Source organism: Serinicoccus sp. CUA-874, assembly GCF_001942225.1.
Classification (GTDB): domain Bacteria; phylum Actinomycetota; class Actinomycetes; order Actinomycetales; family Dermatophilaceae; genus Ornithinicoccus; species Ornithinicoccus marinus.
This window is the reverse complement of record NZ_MKJZ01000033.1, coordinates 66483-83785: the sequence shown is the minus strand read 5'-3', so window position 1 is coordinate 83785 and position 17303 is coordinate 66483. Positions and strand designations below refer to the sequence as shown.

Here is a 17303-nt window from a genome sequence, read left to right as displayed (position 1 = left end):
GGCCCGGTGGATGGCGCCGGCCTGGCCTCGCGCGGCCGGCGGCTGGTCTCGGCGGCGGTGGCGATCTTCATCGGGGTGGGCTTCCTGACCACCAGCCTCGTGGTCGTCTCGACCGCCCAGGCCGGGCTCGAGGACGCGGTGGCCGGGGGGCTGCGCGACGCCGACCTGGTCGTGACCGGGGCGGACGACACGTGGCTGGCGGCCGACGACGTGGACCGGGTGGCCGGGACGCCCGGGGTGGACCGGGTCGTGGCGGACGCGACGGTGGGCGTCGACCGCGGCAGCAGCTTCCTCGCTGCGACCTCGGTGCCGGCCGGGGGGATGACCCTGCTCGAGGGCCGGATGCCGACGGGTGCCGACGAGGCGACCGTCAACCAGGCCCTGGCCGGTCAGGTGGCCGTCGGGGACGAGCTCACGCTCACCACGCGCACCGTGGACGGCGCGGCCGGCGACCCGTTGACGCTCACCGTGGTCGGGGTGGTGGACCCCGGGGAGGTGCACACGCTCAGCTACACCGAAGGGTTCCTCACCACCGACGCCACGCTGCGCGAGCTCGACCCCGGGGTGTCCTACGAGTCCGCCCAGGTCACGGTGGCCGGGACGGCAACCGTCGACGAGGTGCGCGAGGCGCTGGCCGAGGCGGTGCCGGGGGCCGCGCTCCAGACCGGCCCGGAGGCCGCCGCGGACCGGGTCGCCGGCCTGACCGGTCAGACCTTCGTGCTCGGGTCGGTCCTGCTGGGCTTCGGCGCGGTGGCGCTGGCCACCGCGGCCATCGTCATCGCCAACACCTTCACCATCACCCTGGCCCAGCGGACCGGGGAGCTCGCGCTGCTGCGCTGCGTCGGGGCCACCCGCGGTCAGGTGCGCCGCTCGGTGCTCCTGGAGGCGCTGGTCCTCGGGGCCGCGGCCTCGGTGGTCGGGGTGGGCGCCGGGCTCGGGGTCGCCCAGCTCATGCTGAGCCTGGCCCGCGGGGCGGATCTCGGCATCCCGCTGGGCACCGGTCTCGAGGTCGGGTGGCTCAGCCTGGTGGTGCCGGTGGTCGTGGGTGTGGCGATCACCCTGCTGGCCTCCTGGTGGCCGGCGGGGCGGGCCACCCGGGTGTCGCCGCTGGCCGCGCTGCGGCCGAGCGGGGAGCCGGCAGCCGCCGCCCGGGTGAGCCGGGTGCGGGTGCTGCTCGCGCTGCTCCTCGTCGTCGGTGGCACCGGTCTCATGGTGCTCGCCGCCCTCCTGCGGCAGGTGCTCGTCGGCGTGGCCGGCGGGCTGGTCTCCTTCGTCGGCGTGCTGCTGGCCGCGGTGGTGCTCGTGCCCCCGCTCGTGCGCCTGCTCGGCCTGGCCGCACGGCCGGCCGGGGTGCCGGGCCGGCTCGCGGTGACCGGGGCCGTGCGCAATCCTGGCCGGGCGGCGGCCACCAGCGCCGCCCTGCTCGTCGGGGTCACCCTCATCACCATGACCTCGGTGGGTGCCGCCTCGGGGGAACGTACCGCGCTGGGTGAGATCGACCAGGCGTATGCCGTCGACCTCGTGGCGCAGACCGAGCCGGGGCTGGACGGGGACGTGCCGGTGACCACGGCCGTCGACGAGGGTGTGGTGCAGCGGCTGGCCGCGGTGGACGGAGTCCGTGCCGCGGAGCCGGTGGACACGGCATACCTCGAGGTCGGTGAGGTCGACGCCGTCCCGGTGGCCGCGCTCGACCGGGACACCGCGGAGCGCGTCATGCGCAGCGAGGACCTCGTCGCCGCCCTGGCGCCGGGCACCGTCGGCCTCGGTCCCTACGACCGGGTCAACTACGGGGTCGAGGCGGGGGACACCCTGACGGTGAGCGGCCCCGGCGGGAGCCGCGACCTCACCGTCATCGAGCTCGGGCTGGGCGCCGCGGGGCTCGCGGTGCAGCCCGCGGACCTGGAGGCGCTGACCGGCGAGGCGCCGCAGCCCGGTGCGGTGCTCCTCCGGCTGGACGACGACGCGGACGTCGGCGACACGATGACCGCGGTCGGCGAGGTCGCCGAGGACAGCGGCATGACCGTCCAGGGGGCGGCCGCCGAGCGCGCGCTCGTCGCCCAGGTGCTGGACGTCATGGTGCTCGTCGCCACGGCCCTGCTGGGTGTGGCGGTCCTCATCGCGGTCGTCGGGATCGCCAACACCCTGTCGCTGTCGGTCATCGAGCGGCACCGGGAGCACGCCCTCCTGCGCGGGCTCGGGCTCACCCGGGGCCAGATGCGGGGGATGCTGCTCACCGAGGGCGTCCTGCTGGCGCTGGTCAGCGCCGGGCTGGGCCTCGCGCTCGGGATCGGGTATGCCGCGCTCGGCGTCCAGACGATCCTCCCGGAGCACCCCGCTGGCGCTGGCGGTGCCCTGGGTGCGCGTCGGCGTCATCGTCGGTGTGGCGCTGCTGGCCGGGGTGCTGGCCAGCGTGCTGCCCGCCCGGCGGGCGGCCCGGGTGAGCCCCGCGGAGGGGCTGGCGGCCGCCTGAGACCGGTCGGGGGCGGTGCAGGGACTCATCGCCCCCGACCCGGGTCCCCCCGCGTGGCGGGTGGCAGACCCGACGGGGCCGGCCGGGCAGGGACTCCCGGCCGGCCCCCGGCACGTCCCGCGCCCTTCCGGGCCGGAGGTATCGGTTCCGGCGGTGCAGGGACCCACCACCCCCGGCCAGGGTCTCCCGCGTAGCGGGTGGCGGGCTACGCCCGCAGGAGCTTGTAGTGCAGGCGCACGGCCGCGGCCGACCACAGGCGCAGCACGTGGTCGGTCCGCAGGGTGCCCTCGTCGTCGACGTAGACCCGGAAGGTCTCGTGCAGCGGCACCCGGGCGGCGTGCGTGCCGCGGTGGTCCACGACGACGTAGGCGCCGTCGTCGCCGAAGCCACCCGGGGTGAGGACAGCTCCAGCCCGCCACCGGGCAGCAGCGCCGGTCGCAGGAAGACCTGCACGTTGCCGCGCTCGAGCGGGAAGGCGACGTGCACTCCGGGCTGGCTGCTGCCCGGACGCGTCCGGGCGGAGTAGCAGCCGCTGTAGACGTACTCCCCGGTCGAGCCCAGCGTGCGCAGCCACGCGGCCGCACGCTGCTGGCCGGTGGAGTCGGTGAGGACGGTGATGCGGCTGTCCATGCCTCGGGCCACGTCGAGCGGAGGGGTCGGCAGGGCGAGCTGCTGCACCCTGCGCGCGAAGAGGCGGGACACGAGCTCGCCACCGTGCGCGGCGGCCGCGGCGCGCACCTACGCGTCGCCGACGGTGGCGCCCGCGCTGACCGGCGCGGCCAGCCACGCCTCCGGCCCCTCCAGGTCCACCGGGCGGCCCGTGACCCGCCAGAACCGACGCGTGAGGCGATCCATCCCCGCGGCGACCGTGCTCACGGGGGGCCCGCCAGTCGCTGCCGCAGACCGCTCGCCCGGACGACGCGACGCGCCACCGCCGTCCGGACCTCCTCCTCCGAGCCGACCACGCGGATCCGCTTCTCGGCGCGGGTCACCGCGGTGTAGAACAGCTCGCGCGTCAGCAGCGGGCTGTCGAGCTCGGGCAGCAGCACCGTGATCTCCTCCGCCTGGCTGCCCTGCGCCTTGTGGATCGTCATCGCGTGCATCGTCTCGACGTCGCCGAGGCGGGAGGGGGCATACCTGCTCCGCCCACCGGTGCCGTCGACGGCCGCCATCCGCACCGGGACACCGGCGGACGTCTGGGAGGCGACGACGACGCCGGTGTCGCCGTTGAGCACCCCCGTCGCGTAGTCGTTGGCGGTGATGAGCAGCGGACGGCCGACATACATCGGGTCGTAGAGGGTGAGACCGGTCTCCTCCGCGAGCCAGGTCTCGACGAGGTGGTTCCACCGACGCACCCCGCGCTCCCCCTCGCGGTGGGCGCAGAGCAGCCGGTGGCGGTGCAGCGCCGCCAGCGCGGCGTCGTCGTCGCCCCGCCGGGCGGCCCGGAGGACCTGCAGCGCCTGCCGGGTCAGGTCCTCCCGCAGGTATGCACTCGCGTCGTCCTCCTGGACCCACACCACCTCGTCCCCGGGCGTCGCGAGGGCGCGCACCACCGCGTCGGCGTCGCCGAGGCGCAGCGCCTGCGCCAGCGCGCCGATCGTCTCGCCGAAGCGGTGCACCGTGCGCAGCCGCGCCAGGGCCAGCGGGGCGGCACGGTGCGTGCTCTCTCCCCGCCCGGTCGCGTCGCTGGTCTCGTCCTCCGTCTCGCCGTCCGGGCAGGTGACCTCCGGTGCCCCCGGCTGGGCCAGCCCGACCGACCGCTCGGGCACCGCGGCGACGAGGTCGGCGAGGACCGCGCCGGCCTCCACCGAGACGAGCTGGTCGGCGTCGCCGACGAGGATGAGTCGGGCCGAGGGCCGCAGCGCCTCGAGCAGCCGGGCCATGTGCGTGAGCGACACCATCGAGGCCTCGTCGACGAGGACGACGTCGTGCGGCAGGCGGTTGCCCCGGTGGTGGCGGAAGCGGCTGCGCGACCCCGGGCGCCAGCCCAGCAGGCGGTGCAGCGTGCGCGGCTCGACGCCACGCAGCCGCTCCACGACCTCACGGCCCTCCGGCTCCAGGGTGCGCGCCTCGATCTCGTCGAGGGCGCGGTCCACCGCGGCCTTCACCCGCGCCGCGGCCTTGCCGGTGGGCGCGGCCAGCCCGACACGCAGCGGGCGCTGCCCGGCGAGCGCCGCCTGCTCGGCCAGCAGGGTCAGCACGCCGGCCACGGTGGTCGTCTTGCCCGTGCCCGGGCCGCCGGTGATGACGCCGGTGCGGGAGCGCACGACGACCTCCGCGGCGGTGCGCTGCTCGGCATACCCGACGCCGGGGAAGATCCTGGTCAGCCCGGCTGCCAGCACCTGCTCGTCCACCGGTGGCGCACCGAGCTCGGCTCGGGCCCGCAGGTCGGCCACCACCTGGACCTCCTGGTGGTGGTAACGCTGGAGGTAGACCAGACCGGTCGGCTCGTCGACGACCAGCCCGCCCTCGGCGGCCAGCCGGCTGCCGGCCACGTCGCGGTCCAGCGCTCCGGGTCGGGCCAGGGCAGGTCGGGCAGCGCGAGCGCGCCCTCGGTCGCGAGGGCCGCGAGGTCGACGGCCACCGAGCCCGAGCGCACCGCCCGGGTCGCCACCGCCGCGGCGAGCACCACCTCCACGTCCTTCTCCCCGGCGGCGCGGGCCAGCCCGGTCGCGACGTGCACGTCGGCCGCGGTGAGCAGGCCGGCAGCGTTGAAGTCGCGCAACGGCCCGGTGGCGGTCAGCGCCAGGCGGCGGTCGTGGTCATCGACCGGCTCGAAGAGCTCCACCATCGGCGCTGCCCGCTCCGGGGCGTCCCCGGCCGGTCCGGTGGTCGGGTCGCCGGTCATCGGGTCCCGCCTCCTGCGCGTGCGGCGCCATCGAGCAGGTCGGACAGGGCGAGCACCAGGCGACCGGCGGGCGCCAGGAGAAGACGCCGCACGGCATACCGTCCACGACCGGGGTGTCCGGCCCGCACATGCCGCGCAGGTAGAGGTAGAGCACGCCGCCCAGGTGCTGGTCCGGGTCGTAACCGGGCAGCCGCCACCGCAGGAAGCGGTGCGCCACGACGGCGTAGAGCAGCGCCTGCAGCGGGTAGGAGGAGTGGCCCATCGCCTCGGCGAGCCGCTCGGGTCGGTAGTCGGCGGCGGTGAGGGCCTCCTCGGGGGTGCCGAGCCAGTTGGTCTTGTAGTCCGCCACGAGGAAGGTCTGCCGCCCGTCGACCTGGACCCGCAGCACCACGTCGACCGAGCCGGTGAGGTAACCGCGCAGCTCCTGACCGGCCAGGTCGGGAGCGGCGTCCAGCACCTCCGCCCAGGCGCGGACCGGGTCGCCCGCCGGCAGGTGCTCGCGGAGCAGGGGTGCCAGGTCACCCAGCACGGCGGATCGCCCCGTCGTGTCACGCCGCAGGTCGCCACCACCGAGCGGCAGCTCGAAGTCCAGCTCGCAGAGCCGGTCGCTCGCCCCGATCTGCCGAAGCGTCGTGCCACCCGCGAGCGGCCCGAGCGGCGTGTCGCAGACGGCGACCAGGGCCTCGACGAGGAGGTCCTCGCCGCCCTCGCCGAGCTCCACCGGCCACAGCACCCGCTGCTCGTGCAGGTGGCGGCGCAGCTCGGCGCCCAGGTCCGCCGCCTGGGGGTCGGCGTGCTCGAGCACGGCGTGGACCAGCGAGCCGAAGGTCGCACCCACGGGGAGCTCGGCCATCGGCGAGGGCACCTCCGAGCCGACGGCGGGCGCGGCGGCGCCCAGGCCGGGCAGGGCCGGGGTGCTCTCGGCCACCGGGTCCGGCCCGGTCGGCTCGTCCTCCCGCCCGGTCAGCCCCACCTCCGGCTCGCTGCCGACGCCGGCGACGGCCGGTCCGCTCTCGGCGGGCGTGGACAGGGCGGTGTAGGACGTGCGCCGCCAGTCGTGGTCGACCCGGCGGGTCCAGCCGGCCAGCCGCAGCTCCGGCTCGGCCGGCACCGGGGCGGGGGGCAGCTCGGTCGCGTGGTCGGCCCGCTCCAGCGCGAAGGCGCCGGTGTCGGCCCAGCGGCGCAGCAGCTCGGTGGCCGCGTCGTCCTGGCGCGGGACCCGCACGCGGTGCGGCACCTCCCCGTGGCCAGGCTCGCGGCCGAAGAGCACGCGGTGCAGGGCCGAGCCGCTGGCGTTGTTGACCGGCGCCCACCATGTGACGACCTGGCTCTGGGCCCGGGTGAGCGCGACGTAGAGCAGCCGGAGCGACTCCCCGGCGTCCTCGTCCTTGTGGCGCCTCACCGACTCCGCCCACCCGGGGTTGGCCCCGTGCTCCCCGCCCACGTCGAGGCACCGGGTGCGCTCGGGCGGTTCGTCGTGGAAGAGCGGGATCGTGGGGGAGTCGCTGACCCACCGGTCGGCCAGCGAGGGCAGGTAGACGACGGGGTACTGCAGGCCCTTGCTGCCGTGGATGGTGGCCAGCTGCACTGCCGCGGCGTCGCTGTCCAGCCGCCGCGTGCGGGCCCCGGCGCTGCTCGGAGCGTCCTGCGCCATCCCGGCCCGGAGCCATTCCAGCAGCGCGACCAGCCCGAGCTGGTCGCGCCGGGCGGTCTCGTGCAGCAGCTGGGCGACGTGCCGCAGGTCGGTGAGCGAGCGCTCGCCCCCGACCTGGCCGAGCACCCGGTCCGGGAGACCGCGGACGGTCAGCAGCTCGAGCACGGCGGCGACCCCCTGCCGGGCGTAGACGCCTGCCAGCTCGCGGCAGGTCTGCGCCAGCTCGTCCTCGAGGTCGGCGTCCGGCTGCTCGCCGCGCTCGCCGACGCGGGCGACGGCATACCCCAGCAGGTCGGTGAGGGCTGCCGCCCGGGTGAGCACCGGTCGGTGCGGCGCGACCATCGCCTCGAGCAGCGCCAGCCAGTCGTGCGCCGCCCGGCTGTGCAGCACGGTCGAGCCCCCCGTGGTGACGGCGGGTATGCCCAGCTCGGCCAGGGCGTCGCGCGCCGCGACGAGGTCCTTGCCGCGGTGGGCGAGGACCGCCACGTCCCGGGCCTGGACCGGGCGTCCCTCGAAGGTGGCCCCGGAGGCGAGCAGGGAGGCGACGTCGTGCGCCAGGTCGCGGGCGATCCACGGCCGCACCGTCGGCATCCGGGTGTCACCGCCCAGGTGGTCGCGCAGCAGCACCTGGCGCAGCCGCACCGGGGCGGTGCTCGGGGCCCCGGCCAGGCGCGAGCCCTCCCGGTGCGCGGTGACCGGGTGCACGAGGATCTGCTCGTCGCCGAGCTGGGCGCCGGTCAGCATCGACCCGAGCGCCTGCGTCACCCCGGGGTCGGAGCGGAAGTTGCGGGGCAGGGTGCGCCGGTCGCCGGCGGTGTCGGCGGCCATGAGGTAGGTCGGGACGTCGCCACCGCGGAAGGCGTAGATCGCCTGCTTTGGGTCGCCGATGAGCACCATCGCGTGCGCGTGGCCGGAGAAGGCGCGGTCCAGCACGGACCACTGGATCGGGTCGGTGTCCTGGAACTCGTCGACCAGCACGACCTTCCAGCGCCGCCGCATCCGGACCCGGGCGGGGGAGTCCTCGCCGGCCAGCGCGTCGGCGAGCTGGGTGAGCAGGTCGTTGTAGTGCATGACCTGCAACCGCTCCTTGCGCAGGCCGAGCTCGTGCCGGACGGCCCGCGCGAAGCGCACCCGCCGGTCCGGGACCGAGCGCGGCTCCGCGCCGGTCGGCCGCAGCTCGGCGTGGACGTCGTCGACGACGGTGCGGGCGATCTGCAGCGCCTCGCGCCGGGAGAAGAAGGGCTCGTCCTCGCGCTGGGCGAAGGCCCGCAGGTAGAGGTCGTCGACGACCTCGACGAGCAGCCGGTCGAGGTCGTCCACCAGCTCGGCGTCGGCGTCCGCCGTGCCCGCGACCCCGAGGCTGCGCAGGACCTGCTGACAGAACTGGTGCGTGGTGGCGATGGTGGCGGCGTCGATGTCGGACAGGGCGGTCCGCAGCGCCGGCGACGCAGCGCCCGCTCCTCCTCGTCCACGTCGAGCAGCAGCGTCAGCAGGTCGTCGCGGTCGCCGGCGGGCGGGGGATCGGCGAGGGCCCGCTCGGCCGCCACGAGCTGCTCGCGCACCCGGGCGCGCAGCTCCTGGCTGGCGGCCCGCCCGAAGGTCACGACCAGCATCTCCGGCAGCAGCACCACCCCCTCGGCGACGTAGCGGGTCACCAGCGCCGCGATCGTCCACGTCTTGCCGGTGCCGGCGCTCGCCTCGAGCAGGACGGTGCCGGTGGGCAGCGGGTCGGTGATGGAGAAGTGGGGCAGCGCGCTCATACCCGCTCCCGCCGCTCGGCGCCCCCGGTCAGGACCGGGCCCCAGACCCGCAGCGCGAGCTGACCGAGCCGGTGCTCCACGCCGGTCGCCCACCGCTCGTCCTCGCGGGGGACCCCGAGGATCTCCTGCAGCGGCACCGCGCCGCCGTGGACGTAGGACTGGCTCGGGTCGTCCTGCTCCTTGGGGAAGGCCTGCTCGAAGGTGTCGTCGGTGCGCCACTCACGGACGGCGTCGAGCGTCGCGGCGCGCTCGTCGCCCGGCCCGCCGAGGTAGGACTCCGCCCACCGCAGCGAGGTCTGGACCGGCAGCGGCAGCGGCTCCACCAGGCCCCGTGCCCGCAGGTCGACGAGCTGGTCGAGCAGCTCGAGGGCACGGTCAGGCTCGTGCGGCCCGTGGGTGTAGTGCACGCCTCCCGGGTGGCGGCCCCACCGGTGCCGTCCGAGCAGGTGGCTGGTCGCGTCCGGTCCGAGGGCGGCGGCCAGCACGAGCGAGGTGATCCAGGAGCGCAGCCGCTGCTTGGCCTTGACCGTCGAGTAGGTCGCCCTCACCGCGCGTCGCCCGACCATGCCGGTGACGGTGCCGGTGAGCCGGGCGCCGCCGGGCAGCGTCAGATCCACGTCCAGGGTGTCCCGCTCGAGCGGCACCCCCCAGCCACCCTGCCCCGTCGCGCGCCACGTCGCCTCGGCCACGAGCTGGGTCTGCCGGGTGACCTCCTTCATCACCCCCGTGCCGAGCGCTCCCGGCGGCAGCTCGCCGCGCCACAGCTCGCGTCGACGGTGGCTCCGGGCTCGCGGCCGGCCAGGACCGCCTGCAGCACGCGCTCGCCGACCCCCCACTTGTCGAGCCCGTCCAGCTCGATGGGTATGCCCTCGCTCGCCTCCTCGGGCACCTGCGGCAGCAGCAGGCCGAGCCGGTCGCGCAGGTAGGCCCGGGCGGGGTTGTCGAAGAAGCGGAGCAGGGCGTCGAGCTCGACGGCGTCGTCGGCACCGTGGTGACGACCCAGCGGTGCGTCCACCGGTCTGGGCCGCGGCGCCCGCTCTCCCACGGCGGCCCGGCCGCCACGCAGCGCCGCCGGGTCGTGGCTGAACGGCCGGTCCTGCGGGAGGAGCGGGGTCGTGTCCGCGCCCGCCGCGCCCAGGTTGCGCGGGTCGAAGGGCTGCAGCGGGTGACGGGTGAGCACCCGGGCGACCCCTGGCGAGGCGGGGTCGGCGGTGCGGCGCACCGCGTCGAGCAGCTCCCCGAGCGGCACGGCCGGGGGGCGGGGGGCGCCGGTGTGCTCGTCGAAGCCGGTGTAGGTGACGACCAGGGCGTCGCGGGCCGCCATGAGCGCATCGAGCAGCAGCTGGCGGTCCTCGCTGCGCGGGTCCCGCTCACCGGTCACCGGACGCCGAGCCGTGGCGTCGTCGCCGTCGGCCGCAGTCGTGCGGGGGAATACCCCGTCGTCGAGACCGACCAGCGCGACCACGCGGTGCGGCACCGAGCGCATCGGCACCATGGTGCAGACGGTGAGCGTGCCGGTCCGGAAGTTGGACCGGGTCGCCCGGCCGGCGGCCTGCTCGTCCAGCAGGGCATGCACGTCGGAGAGCGCCAAGGTCGTGCCCGACGCCGTGCCCCCTGGGCCCGGGTCCGAGGCGCCACCGGCATGCCTGCGCAGGAGGTCCAGCTCGCGCCGCAGCTGCGTCACCTGCCACGCCTCGGTGGGGGCGGTGTCGGCCAGCCCGAGCACCCCCTCCTCGAGGACATCCGCCCACCCGACCGCCTCGGACGCGACACGCATCGCCCGCAGCGTCCGCCCGAGCCGCGCGACGAGCTCGGCCATCCGCCCCGCGAGGTCGAGGTCCCCGCTGTCCAGGTCGTCGAGACCGAGGGTGGTGCCGAGGTGGTCGACCTCCTCCCCGTCGACCGCGGCCCCGACCAGCACCCGCGCCAGCCCGCCTGCCAGGTGTTCTGCGTCAGCCCGGGGAGGGCGTAGTCGGCGCGGTGCTCCTCGTCCAGCCCCCAGCGGACCCCGACCGAGCCCACCCAGTCGCCGAGCCGCTCGAGGTCGTCGTCGTCCAGCCCGAAGCGTCGGCGCACCGGCGCGCTGCGGGCGAGGTCGAGCACCTCGCCCGCGGTCAGCCGCCCACCGGCCAGCCCCACCAGACGCGCCGCCAGGGCGAGCAGGGGGTTGGCCTGCGTGGGGGCGCGGTCGGCGAGGCGCACCCGCAGCGAGTGCGCGGGGTGGGTCGCGGGCGATCCGTCGCCGGGCCCCTCGCGGACCACCTCGCCGAGACCGAAGCCGGCGTGCACCAGGGGGGCGTAGGTGTCGATGTCGGGGCACATGACGAGGATGTCGCGCGGCTCGAGGGTGGGGTCGTGCTCGAGCAGGTCGGCGAGCACGTCGCGGAGCACGTCGATCTGCCGCGCCTGGCCGTGGCAGGCGTGGACCTGGAGGCTGCGGTCGTCCGCGCCGATGTGCCGGCCCGCGACCTCCTGGGGTGAAGGCACGTGGTCCCGGGCGAGGTCGGTCTGCAGCAGGTGCAGCAGTGAGCCCGACGGAGGTGGCGGGGAGGGTGCGGGCACCTCGGGAGCGGTGTGCGGCACCAGCGACAGCGTGCGCTGCAGCTCTCGTGCGTCGCGGCCCAGGCTCGCCAGCAGCGGGTGGTCGACGAGCAGCGCCGTCTCGTCCTCGTCGCGCGGCACCGGCCCGGCCGACACCTGCGGTGCCAGGGCCTGCCAGGCGGCGGGGGAGGCCTGCGGCAGCCAGAGGTGGACGTCGCGGTGCTCGGCGAGCGCGGCGAGCACCTCGACCTCGCTGCGCGCGATCCGGGTATGCCCGAACAACGAGAGTCGGCCCGGCAGCTCCAGCCCCGGGAGGCTCGGTGCGTGCTCGCCCGAGCGCAGCGCGGCGACCACCCGCTGCTGCCGCACGTCCGGCGGCTCGGCGTCCACCAGCTCCAGCACGCGGCGCCACAGCGGCGGCTGCCAGCCGAGGTCATCCTCGACCTGGCCGCCGAGGCCGTCGCCGGAGCCGCCCTCGCGCCAGTCGGTGATCATCGCGGGGCGGGAGGCGGCATACCCCGCGAGGAGACCGGCCAGCCGCCGGGCGACGGCATACCTCCGACCGCGCCGCAGGGCTGCCCGCTCGGCGTCCACGCCCTCGCCCCGCCCGAGGTGACGGGCGAGGGTGTCGGCCCACGGCTCGCCCAGGCTCGTGTCGATCGCCTCCAGCATCGGCCACACCAGCCGGTCCGGGTGCCAGGGGTCGTCCCGCTCGATCCCGAGCACCATCGACACCAGCGAGTGCGGGTTGAGGAAGCGGATGCCCGCGCACACCCCGTCGTGTCCCGCCGTGCCGGCGCCGAGGGTGTGCGACAGCCGCTGCGCCAGCCACCGCTCGACCCCCTTGGCGGGGACGGCGACGACCTCCTCGGCGAAGGGGTCGGGCAGCGGCTCGGCCAGCAGCGCGGCCAGCCCCTCGGCCAGGGCCGCGGTGCTCACGTCCCGATGCACGACCAACGTCACGTCGCCGACCCTATCCGCGCCCACCGACGGGCCTGGGCGTCGATCGGCCCAGTGACCCGCCGGGCAGACTCTTGTCAGCGAGGGCACGTGACTCCTAGGCTGTGCGTATGGCGAGGCGCGTTGCATGATGGGCAACACCTACCCCTCAGTGGTGCTCGAGCGGCTGCTGCGGGGGGCGCGGCTGGAGATCCTCCCCACGGCCGCGGTGGCGGACCAGGTGCACGGTCACGTGGAGCCCGGCCGCACCCTGACCGTCACGGCCTCCCCGGCCAAGGGGCTGGAGGCCACGCTGCAGCTCGCCGAGCAGCTGGTCGGCGCCTACCACGTGGTCCCGCACCTCGCCGCGCGCATGGTCGAGCGGGCCGCGCTGCCCGACCTCGTCGCCCGGCTGACCGAGGCCGGTATCACCGAGATCTTCGTGCCGGGTGGGGATGCGGAGCCGACCGACCAGACCTTCACCAGCGCGCTCGACCTGCTCATCGAGCTTGACTCCCTGGGGTCGCCGTTCACCGGGGTCGGGATCACCGGCTACCCCGAGTCCCACCCCGGGATCGACGACGACGTCATCGTGCAGTCGATGTGGGACAAGCGTCGGTATGCCACCGCGGTGGTCTCCAACATGACCTTCGACGACGACAGGGTCGGTCAGTGGCTGGAGCGGGTGCGCCGGCGGGGGGTCGAGCTGCCGGTGTGGGTCGGGGTCCCCGGGCCGGTCGACCCCGCGAGGTTGCTGCGCATGGCCAGCACCATCGGGGTCGGCGACTCGATGCGCTTCCTGCGCAAGCAGCGCAACGTCTTCACCCGCATGGTGATGCCCGGCTTCTCCACCACCCGGTTCGCCCACCGGATGGCGGTGCTGGGGACGGCGGACCGGCTCGGCATCGCCGGGCTGCACCTCTACACCTTCAACCAGGTCGCGCAGACCGAGGCGTGGCGCCGGACCCAGCTGTCGAAGGTGGCCGAGCTGCGTGACCCCGCCTCGGGGCCGTGACCCGGTGGCGAGGAGCGATCCGGCTGCACCGACGCGCTGCGCGGGAACGGTCGTGAGAGGGTGCAGTAGGGAGGCTGCGACGCGCCGGGGATCTCGCACCGGCACGGCGTCGCGTATGGCGCGTAGAGTTGCGGAATGCGCAACGACGACGAGACCACCGGTGCCCTGGTCCAGTCCGTGGACCGGGCGCTGACCATCCTGGAGATCCTGGCGCGGACCGGTGAGGCCGGTGTGGGCGAGGTGGCGACGGAGCTCGGGGTGCACAAGTCGACGGCGAGCAGGCTGGTGGCGACGCTGGCCGCGCACGACCTGGTCGAGCTCGGCGGCGAGCGGGGCCGCGCGACCCTGGGCGTCGGTGTCCTGCGCCTGGCTGGCGCCACCACGGCGCGGCTGGACCTCGTGCAGGAGGCTCGCCCGATCTGTCAGGAACTGGCCGCGGAGACCAACGAGACGGTCAACATCGCCGTGCTCGGGGGTCACTCCGCGCTCTACATCGACCAGGTCATCGGACCCTCGACGATCACGTCCTACAACTGGGTGGGGCAGCACATCCCGCTGCACGCGACGAGCAACGGGCGGGTGCTGCTGAGCGAGCTGCCCCGCGGCGAGCGGCACGACGCGTGGGGCGACCTCACCAGCTACACCGAGCGCACGGTCACCGACCAGGCACAGCTGGACGAGCTGGCCGACCGGGCGCGGGACCAGGGGTATGCCGTCGTCCGGGACGAGCTCGACGTGGGGCTGACGGCGATGGCGGCCCCGGTCCGTGACGCGCACGGGCAGATCTGCGCCTCGATGAGCCTGTCCGGTCCGACCTTCCGCATGGACGAGGCACAGGTGGAGCAGCTGCTCCCCGCGCTGCTGCGGGCCGCGGCTCAGGTGTCGGTCCGGCTCGGCTGGCACCAGGCCGCGGCGACCGCCGGCTGCTGAGCTCGACCGCCTTTCGTCACGGCCGCGCTGGGTCGCGGCCGTCGCTTCGTCACGATCGCCGCCTGCAGCACGCAGCCGGGCCCCGACCGCAGCGGCGGTCGGGGCCCGGTCAGCCCGATCACTCAGGTCAGAGGAAGGCCTGACCCTCCTCCTTGAGCACCTCACGCGTGTTGGGGTTCACCGAGGGCCGGAAGGGCACCTCGACGACCGTGGCGCCGACCGGCTGGCCGGGGGTCTCGGCATACTGGTCCGGCAGCCACACCCGCAGCTCGGTGCCGACCCCGCTCAGGCCGAACGGCACGTAGCCGAGCGCGATGTTGGTGTCGAGCTCGGGGGAGAACCACGCGAGGTGAGGTAGCCGACCGGGTCGTCGGACTCGACCGTGCTCACCAGCCAGAAGTCCGGGGCGTAGTCGGTGATGGGCTTGCCGCCCAGCCGCAGGCCGACGAGCATCTGGCTGAACGGCGGGTTGCCCGCCTCCAGCTGCTCGCGCTGCGCCTCCAGCGCCGCCTTGCCGATGTAGTCCTCCTCCTTCATCCGCGGCACCTGGTAGGCCAGGTTGGTCTGCAGGGGGGAGGTCTCGGCGTCCAGGTCCTGACCCCAGGACAGGATGCCGGCCTGGACCCGCCGGGGGTGGGCCGGCGCGATGACCCGCAGGTTGTGCGCCTCACCCGCGGCGAGGATGGCGTACCACATCTGCTCGGCGTGCAGCGTGGCGTCGTAGAGGTAGATCTCGTAGCCCTTCTCCCCGGTGAACCCGGTCTGGGACACGATGACCGGCAGTCCCGCCACCTCGGCCGCGGCCAGCCCGTAGTTGGGGATGTCGGAGACCATCGGGCCGATGAGGTCGCGCATGAGCGCCTCGGACTTCGGTCCCTGGATCTGCACCGGGCACACGTCGATCTCCTGGATCGTCACGTCATACCCCTTGCCGACGTTGACCCCCTGCAGCCAGAGCATGAGGTCGGAGTCGGACAGGCTGAACCAGAACTCGTCCTCGCTGATCCGCAGCAGCACCGGGTCGTTGAGCACGCCGCCGGCCTCGTTGCACAGGATGACGTAGCGGGCGTGCATCGGGCTGATCTTCTTGGCCTGCCGGGTGATGACGTAGTTGACGAAGTCCTCGGCGTCCGGCCCCTTGACCTGGATCTGCCGCTCGACGGCGACGTTCCACAGCGTCACGTCGTGCACGACCGACTGGTGCTCGGTCAGTGCGGCGCCGTCGTCCCTGCTCACGTAGCCCCGCGGGTGGTAGGTGCGGTTGTAGACCTCGGCGCGCCAGGCGCCGGACTCGACCGACAGGTGCCAGTAGGGCGACTTGCGGATGCGGGTGGAGATGAGCATCTCCACCGGCGTGGGTCCGGACTGGCGCAGGTTGACCGGGACGGTGCGTCCCTGGTCGACCGTCGGGTAGTTGTGGTTGAGAGCGTCCGGACCGTCCGGCTGCTCGGGTGCGGGTGTGTCGCTCTGGGTGGTTGCGATGCTCGGGGTTGCCGCCATGGGCCGCCCTCCTGTCATGCGGGGTCGACTTCGCAGGGTCGACCGGTCGGTGGGCTGTTTTCCAGCGTGCTCGCGACGCTACACCTGAAGTTTCGTCCTATGCAATGGTATGCGCGATACGCAACTCGGCGTGTCGCCCCGGCGCGGATCCCGACGCCGCTCAGGGCTGTCCGCCGGTCGGCCAGCCTGGGTCGCGGCCGAGCCGGGCCAGGAGGCGGTCCGTCGGCGGGGCGTCGTCCGGGACCGAGACCGCGGGGCCGCAGATGCCCTCGCTGTAGAGCGCCGCCCCCCAGCCGTCGGCGGCGGCGGTCAGCGCCGCCGCCTCCTCCTCGTCGACCGACCACGGCTGGCCCGTGGCGCGGGCCACGTCCGACCCGTGGATGACGAGGTCCCAGCCGTAGAAGTCCGCCATCGTGGCGCCCAGGGTGGTCGGGCCGAAGTAGCCCGCGTACTCCCGCTCCGCCACCCCGTCCTGCCTCACGATGCTCACGGCCTGCTCCGCGTGCTGCGCCCAGGCCTGCGCGGGGTCCCCGAGGTCGGGGGCGGCCCCGAGGTCGAAGCCCTGCTGCCCGAGGAAGTCGCGCTGGGTCTGCACGACGTGGGCGACGACGTCCCGCGCGGTCCACCCCTCGCAGGGCGACGGGGCGTCCCAGCGGCCCTGTGCGCCGCTGACGATCTGCGTGAACTGCTCGGTGCGCTCCATGAATCTCTGTGCTGTCTGGTCCATGCCCCCACGATGGCGGCACCGCCGGTGCCCTCTCTTGTCATAATCCGACACATGCAAGCCGACCAGGGTCGCGTGCGTCTGACCGACCCGGTGGACCGGGCGCACCTGACGGGGGTCAGCCGACCCTCGCCACCGATCCACCGCTACCCGCCCTCGCCCCACCTGCGCGACCTGGTGGAGCGCTACTGGATCCCGGTGTGGTCGCTGGCCGAGCCCTCGACGCAGAGCACGCTGCAGCACCCGGTCTGCCTCGTCGTGGTGAGCAACACGTATGCCCGGTTCTACGGCGTCGTCCGCGGCCGGTCGTCGGTGACGCTCGAGGGGGAGGGGTGGGCGGTCGGGACGATGCTGACCCCGGCCGCCGGACGGCTGATCCTGGGTCGCTCGGTCGCGACGGTCACCGACGCGTACCTCGACCTGGGGCAGCTGCCGAGCCCTGACGCGCACGCGCTCGTGACGCAGATCCGCGGCGCGATGGCGGCCGACCCCGCTTCGCCGCGAGCGCACGCCGAGGCGGTCGCGGCGACCGAGCGGTGGCTGACGGCATACCTGCCCGTCGACGACGCGGGTCTCCTCGTCAACGACCTCGTGGCCTGGGTGCGGGACCACCCCGAGGTGACCCGGGTCGACGAGCTCGCACGGCGCGCGGGGCTGGGGGAGCGGGCGCTGCAGCGGCTCGTCGAGAAACGCGTCGGCCTCAGCCCCAAGTGGCTGATCCAGCGGCGGCGGCTCCACGACGCGGTCGCCGCGCTCAAGGACGGGACCGGGCCACGGTCGGGGTCAGGGTCGCTCGCGGACCTGGCGGCCCGGCTAGGGTATGCCGACCAGGCCCACTTCACGCATGACTTCCGGGCGGTGACGGGCCTCACTCCCGGCGAGTTCGGGCGGGACCAGCCGGTGCGCTGAGCGGGGACTGTCG

The 17303-nt window shown here is 75.0% G+C and carries 11 protein-coding genes and 3 pseudogenes; 4 read left to right on the top strand and 10 right to left on the bottom strand.

What is annotated here, in order from left to right; genetic code table 11:
• The first annotated feature begins 6 nt into the window (after nucleotides 1–6).
• Nucleotides 7–2664: an ABC transporter permease gene (locus tag BJF80_RS09260; RefSeq protein ID WP_083673575.1), complete on the top strand. Its 2658-nt coding sequence runs from the start codon at nucleotides 7–9 to the stop codon at nucleotides 2662–2664.
• Nucleotides 2665–2675: 11 nt separating this feature from the next.
• Here the strand turns inward: BJF80_RS09260 and BJF80_RS20780 are convergent, their stop codons facing one another.
• From BJF80_RS20780 to BJF80_RS21785, 7 genes and pseudogenes are all read right to left on the bottom strand, one after another.
• Nucleotides 2676–2798, bottom strand: coding sequence for a hypothetical protein (locus tag BJF80_RS20780; RefSeq protein WP_269087391.1), 123 nt, complete (start codon nucleotides 2796–2798; stop codon nucleotides 2676–2678).
• Between the two features lie 544 nt (nucleotides 2799–3342).
• The gene (gene recD / locus BJF80_RS09250; RefSeq protein ID WP_414899291.1) at nucleotides 3343–4908 is read right to left on the bottom strand and encodes an exodeoxyribonuclease V subunit alpha; all 1566 of its coding nucleotides are present in this window, start codon (nucleotides 4906–4908) and stop codon (nucleotides 3343–3345) included.
• On the bottom strand, nucleotides 4794–5261 hold the full coding sequence (locus BJF80_RS20070) for a hypothetical protein (RefSeq protein WP_237767520.1): 468 nt from the start codon (nucleotides 5259–5261) through the stop codon (nucleotides 4794–4796). Before BJF80_RS20070 ends, recD begins: the two co-directional genes overlap by 115 nt.
• Nucleotides 5233–8646: a UvrD-helicase domain-containing protein gene (locus BJF80_RS20775; RefSeq protein ID WP_321166376.1), complete on the bottom strand. Its 3414-nt coding sequence runs from the start codon at nucleotides 8644–8646 to the stop codon at nucleotides 5233–5235. The genes BJF80_RS20070 and BJF80_RS20775 overlap by 29 nt, the downstream gene beginning before the upstream one ends.
• Nucleotides 8574–8732: pseudogene (locus BJF80_RS21170) on the bottom strand (UvrD-helicase domain-containing protein); the annotation flags it as partial. The gene BJF80_RS20775 and the pseudogene BJF80_RS21170, both read right to left, overlap by 73 nt.
• Nucleotides 8729–11054, bottom strand: a pseudogene (locus BJF80_RS21790) (hypothetical protein). The pseudogenes BJF80_RS21170 and BJF80_RS21790, both read right to left, overlap by 4 nt.
• Nucleotides 11055–11288: 234 nt before the next feature.
• Nucleotides 11289–12362, bottom strand: a pseudogene (locus BJF80_RS21785) (exodeoxyribonuclease V subunit gamma); the annotation flags it as partial.
• Between BJF80_RS21785 and BJF80_RS09235 the strand changes: the two are divergent.
• Both BJF80_RS09235 and BJF80_RS09230 read left to right on the top strand, forming a co-directional pair.
• Nucleotides 12361–13227: a methylenetetrahydrofolate reductase gene (locus BJF80_RS09235; RefSeq protein WP_237767519.1), complete on the top strand. Its 867-nt coding sequence runs from the start codon at nucleotides 12361–12363 to the stop codon at nucleotides 13225–13227. The pseudogene BJF80_RS21785 and the gene BJF80_RS09235 overlap by 2 nt on opposite strands.
• Before the next feature lie 135 nt (nucleotides 13228–13362).
• Nucleotides 13363–14157, top strand: coding sequence for an IclR family transcriptional regulator (locus tag BJF80_RS09230; protein WP_075813076.1), 795 nt, complete (start codon nucleotides 13363–13365; stop codon nucleotides 14155–14157).
• 127 nt (nucleotides 14158–14284) lie between these two features.
• Here BJF80_RS09230 and BJF80_RS20050 read toward each other — a convergent pair whose 3' ends face one another.
• The 3 genes from BJF80_RS20050 to BJF80_RS09220 all read right to left on the bottom strand — a co-directional run bounded on the left by BJF80_RS20050 (nucleotide 14285) and on the right by BJF80_RS09220 (nucleotide 16384).
• Complete coding sequence (locus BJF80_RS20050) at nucleotides 14285–14458, bottom strand: hypothetical protein (RefSeq protein ID WP_237767518.1); 174 nt, start codon at nucleotides 14456–14458, stop codon at nucleotides 14285–14287.
• A complete protein-coding gene (locus tag BJF80_RS09225; protein ID WP_237767517.1) occupies nucleotides 14443–15657 on the bottom strand; it encodes an aminomethyltransferase family protein in 1215 nt (404 codons plus the stop codon). The genes BJF80_RS20050 and BJF80_RS09225 overlap by 16 nt, the downstream gene beginning before the upstream one ends.
• 160 nt (nucleotides 15658–15817) lie before the next feature.
• Nucleotides 15818–16384 (bottom strand): TIGR03086 family metal-binding protein, encoded by a 567-nt coding sequence (locus BJF80_RS09220; RefSeq protein WP_075813074.1) that lies wholly within the window; start codon nucleotides 16382–16384, stop codon nucleotides 15818–15820.
• Between the two features lie 51 nt (nucleotides 16385–16435).
• On the opposite strand from BJF80_RS09220, the gene BJF80_RS09215 reads away from it, so the two are divergent.
• Complete coding sequence (locus BJF80_RS09215) at nucleotides 16436–17290, top strand: helix-turn-helix domain-containing protein (protein ID WP_075813072.1); 855 nt, start codon at nucleotides 16436–16438, stop codon at nucleotides 17288–17290.
• Nucleotides 17291–17303: the final 13 nt, after the last annotated feature.

Bases quoted from the DNA above. Each gene is read 5' to 3' on its own strand.
- BJF80_RS20070 (WP_237767520.1), bottom strand. From the start codon at position 5,261: ATGGTGGAGCTCTTCGAGCCGGTCGATGACCACGACCGCCGCCTGGCG.
- BJF80_RS09235 (WP_237767519.1), top strand. From the start codon at position 12,361: ATGATGGGCAACACCTACCCCTCAGTGGTGCTCGAGCGGCTGCTGCGG.
- BJF80_RS09230 (WP_075813076.1), top strand. From the start codon at position 13,363: ATGCGCAACGACGACGAGACCACCGGTGCCCTGGTCCAGTCCGTGGAC.
- BJF80_RS09225 (WP_237767517.1), bottom strand. From the start codon at position 15,657: ATGGCGGCAACCCCGAGCATCGCAACCACCCAGAGCGACACACCCGCA.
- BJF80_RS09220 (WP_075813074.1), bottom strand. From the start codon at position 16,384: ATGGACCAGACAGCACAGAGATTCATGGAGCGCACCGAGCAGTTCACG.
- BJF80_RS09215 (WP_075813072.1), top strand. From the start codon at position 16,436: ATGCAAGCCGACCAGGGTCGCGTGCGTCTGACCGACCCGGTGGACCGG.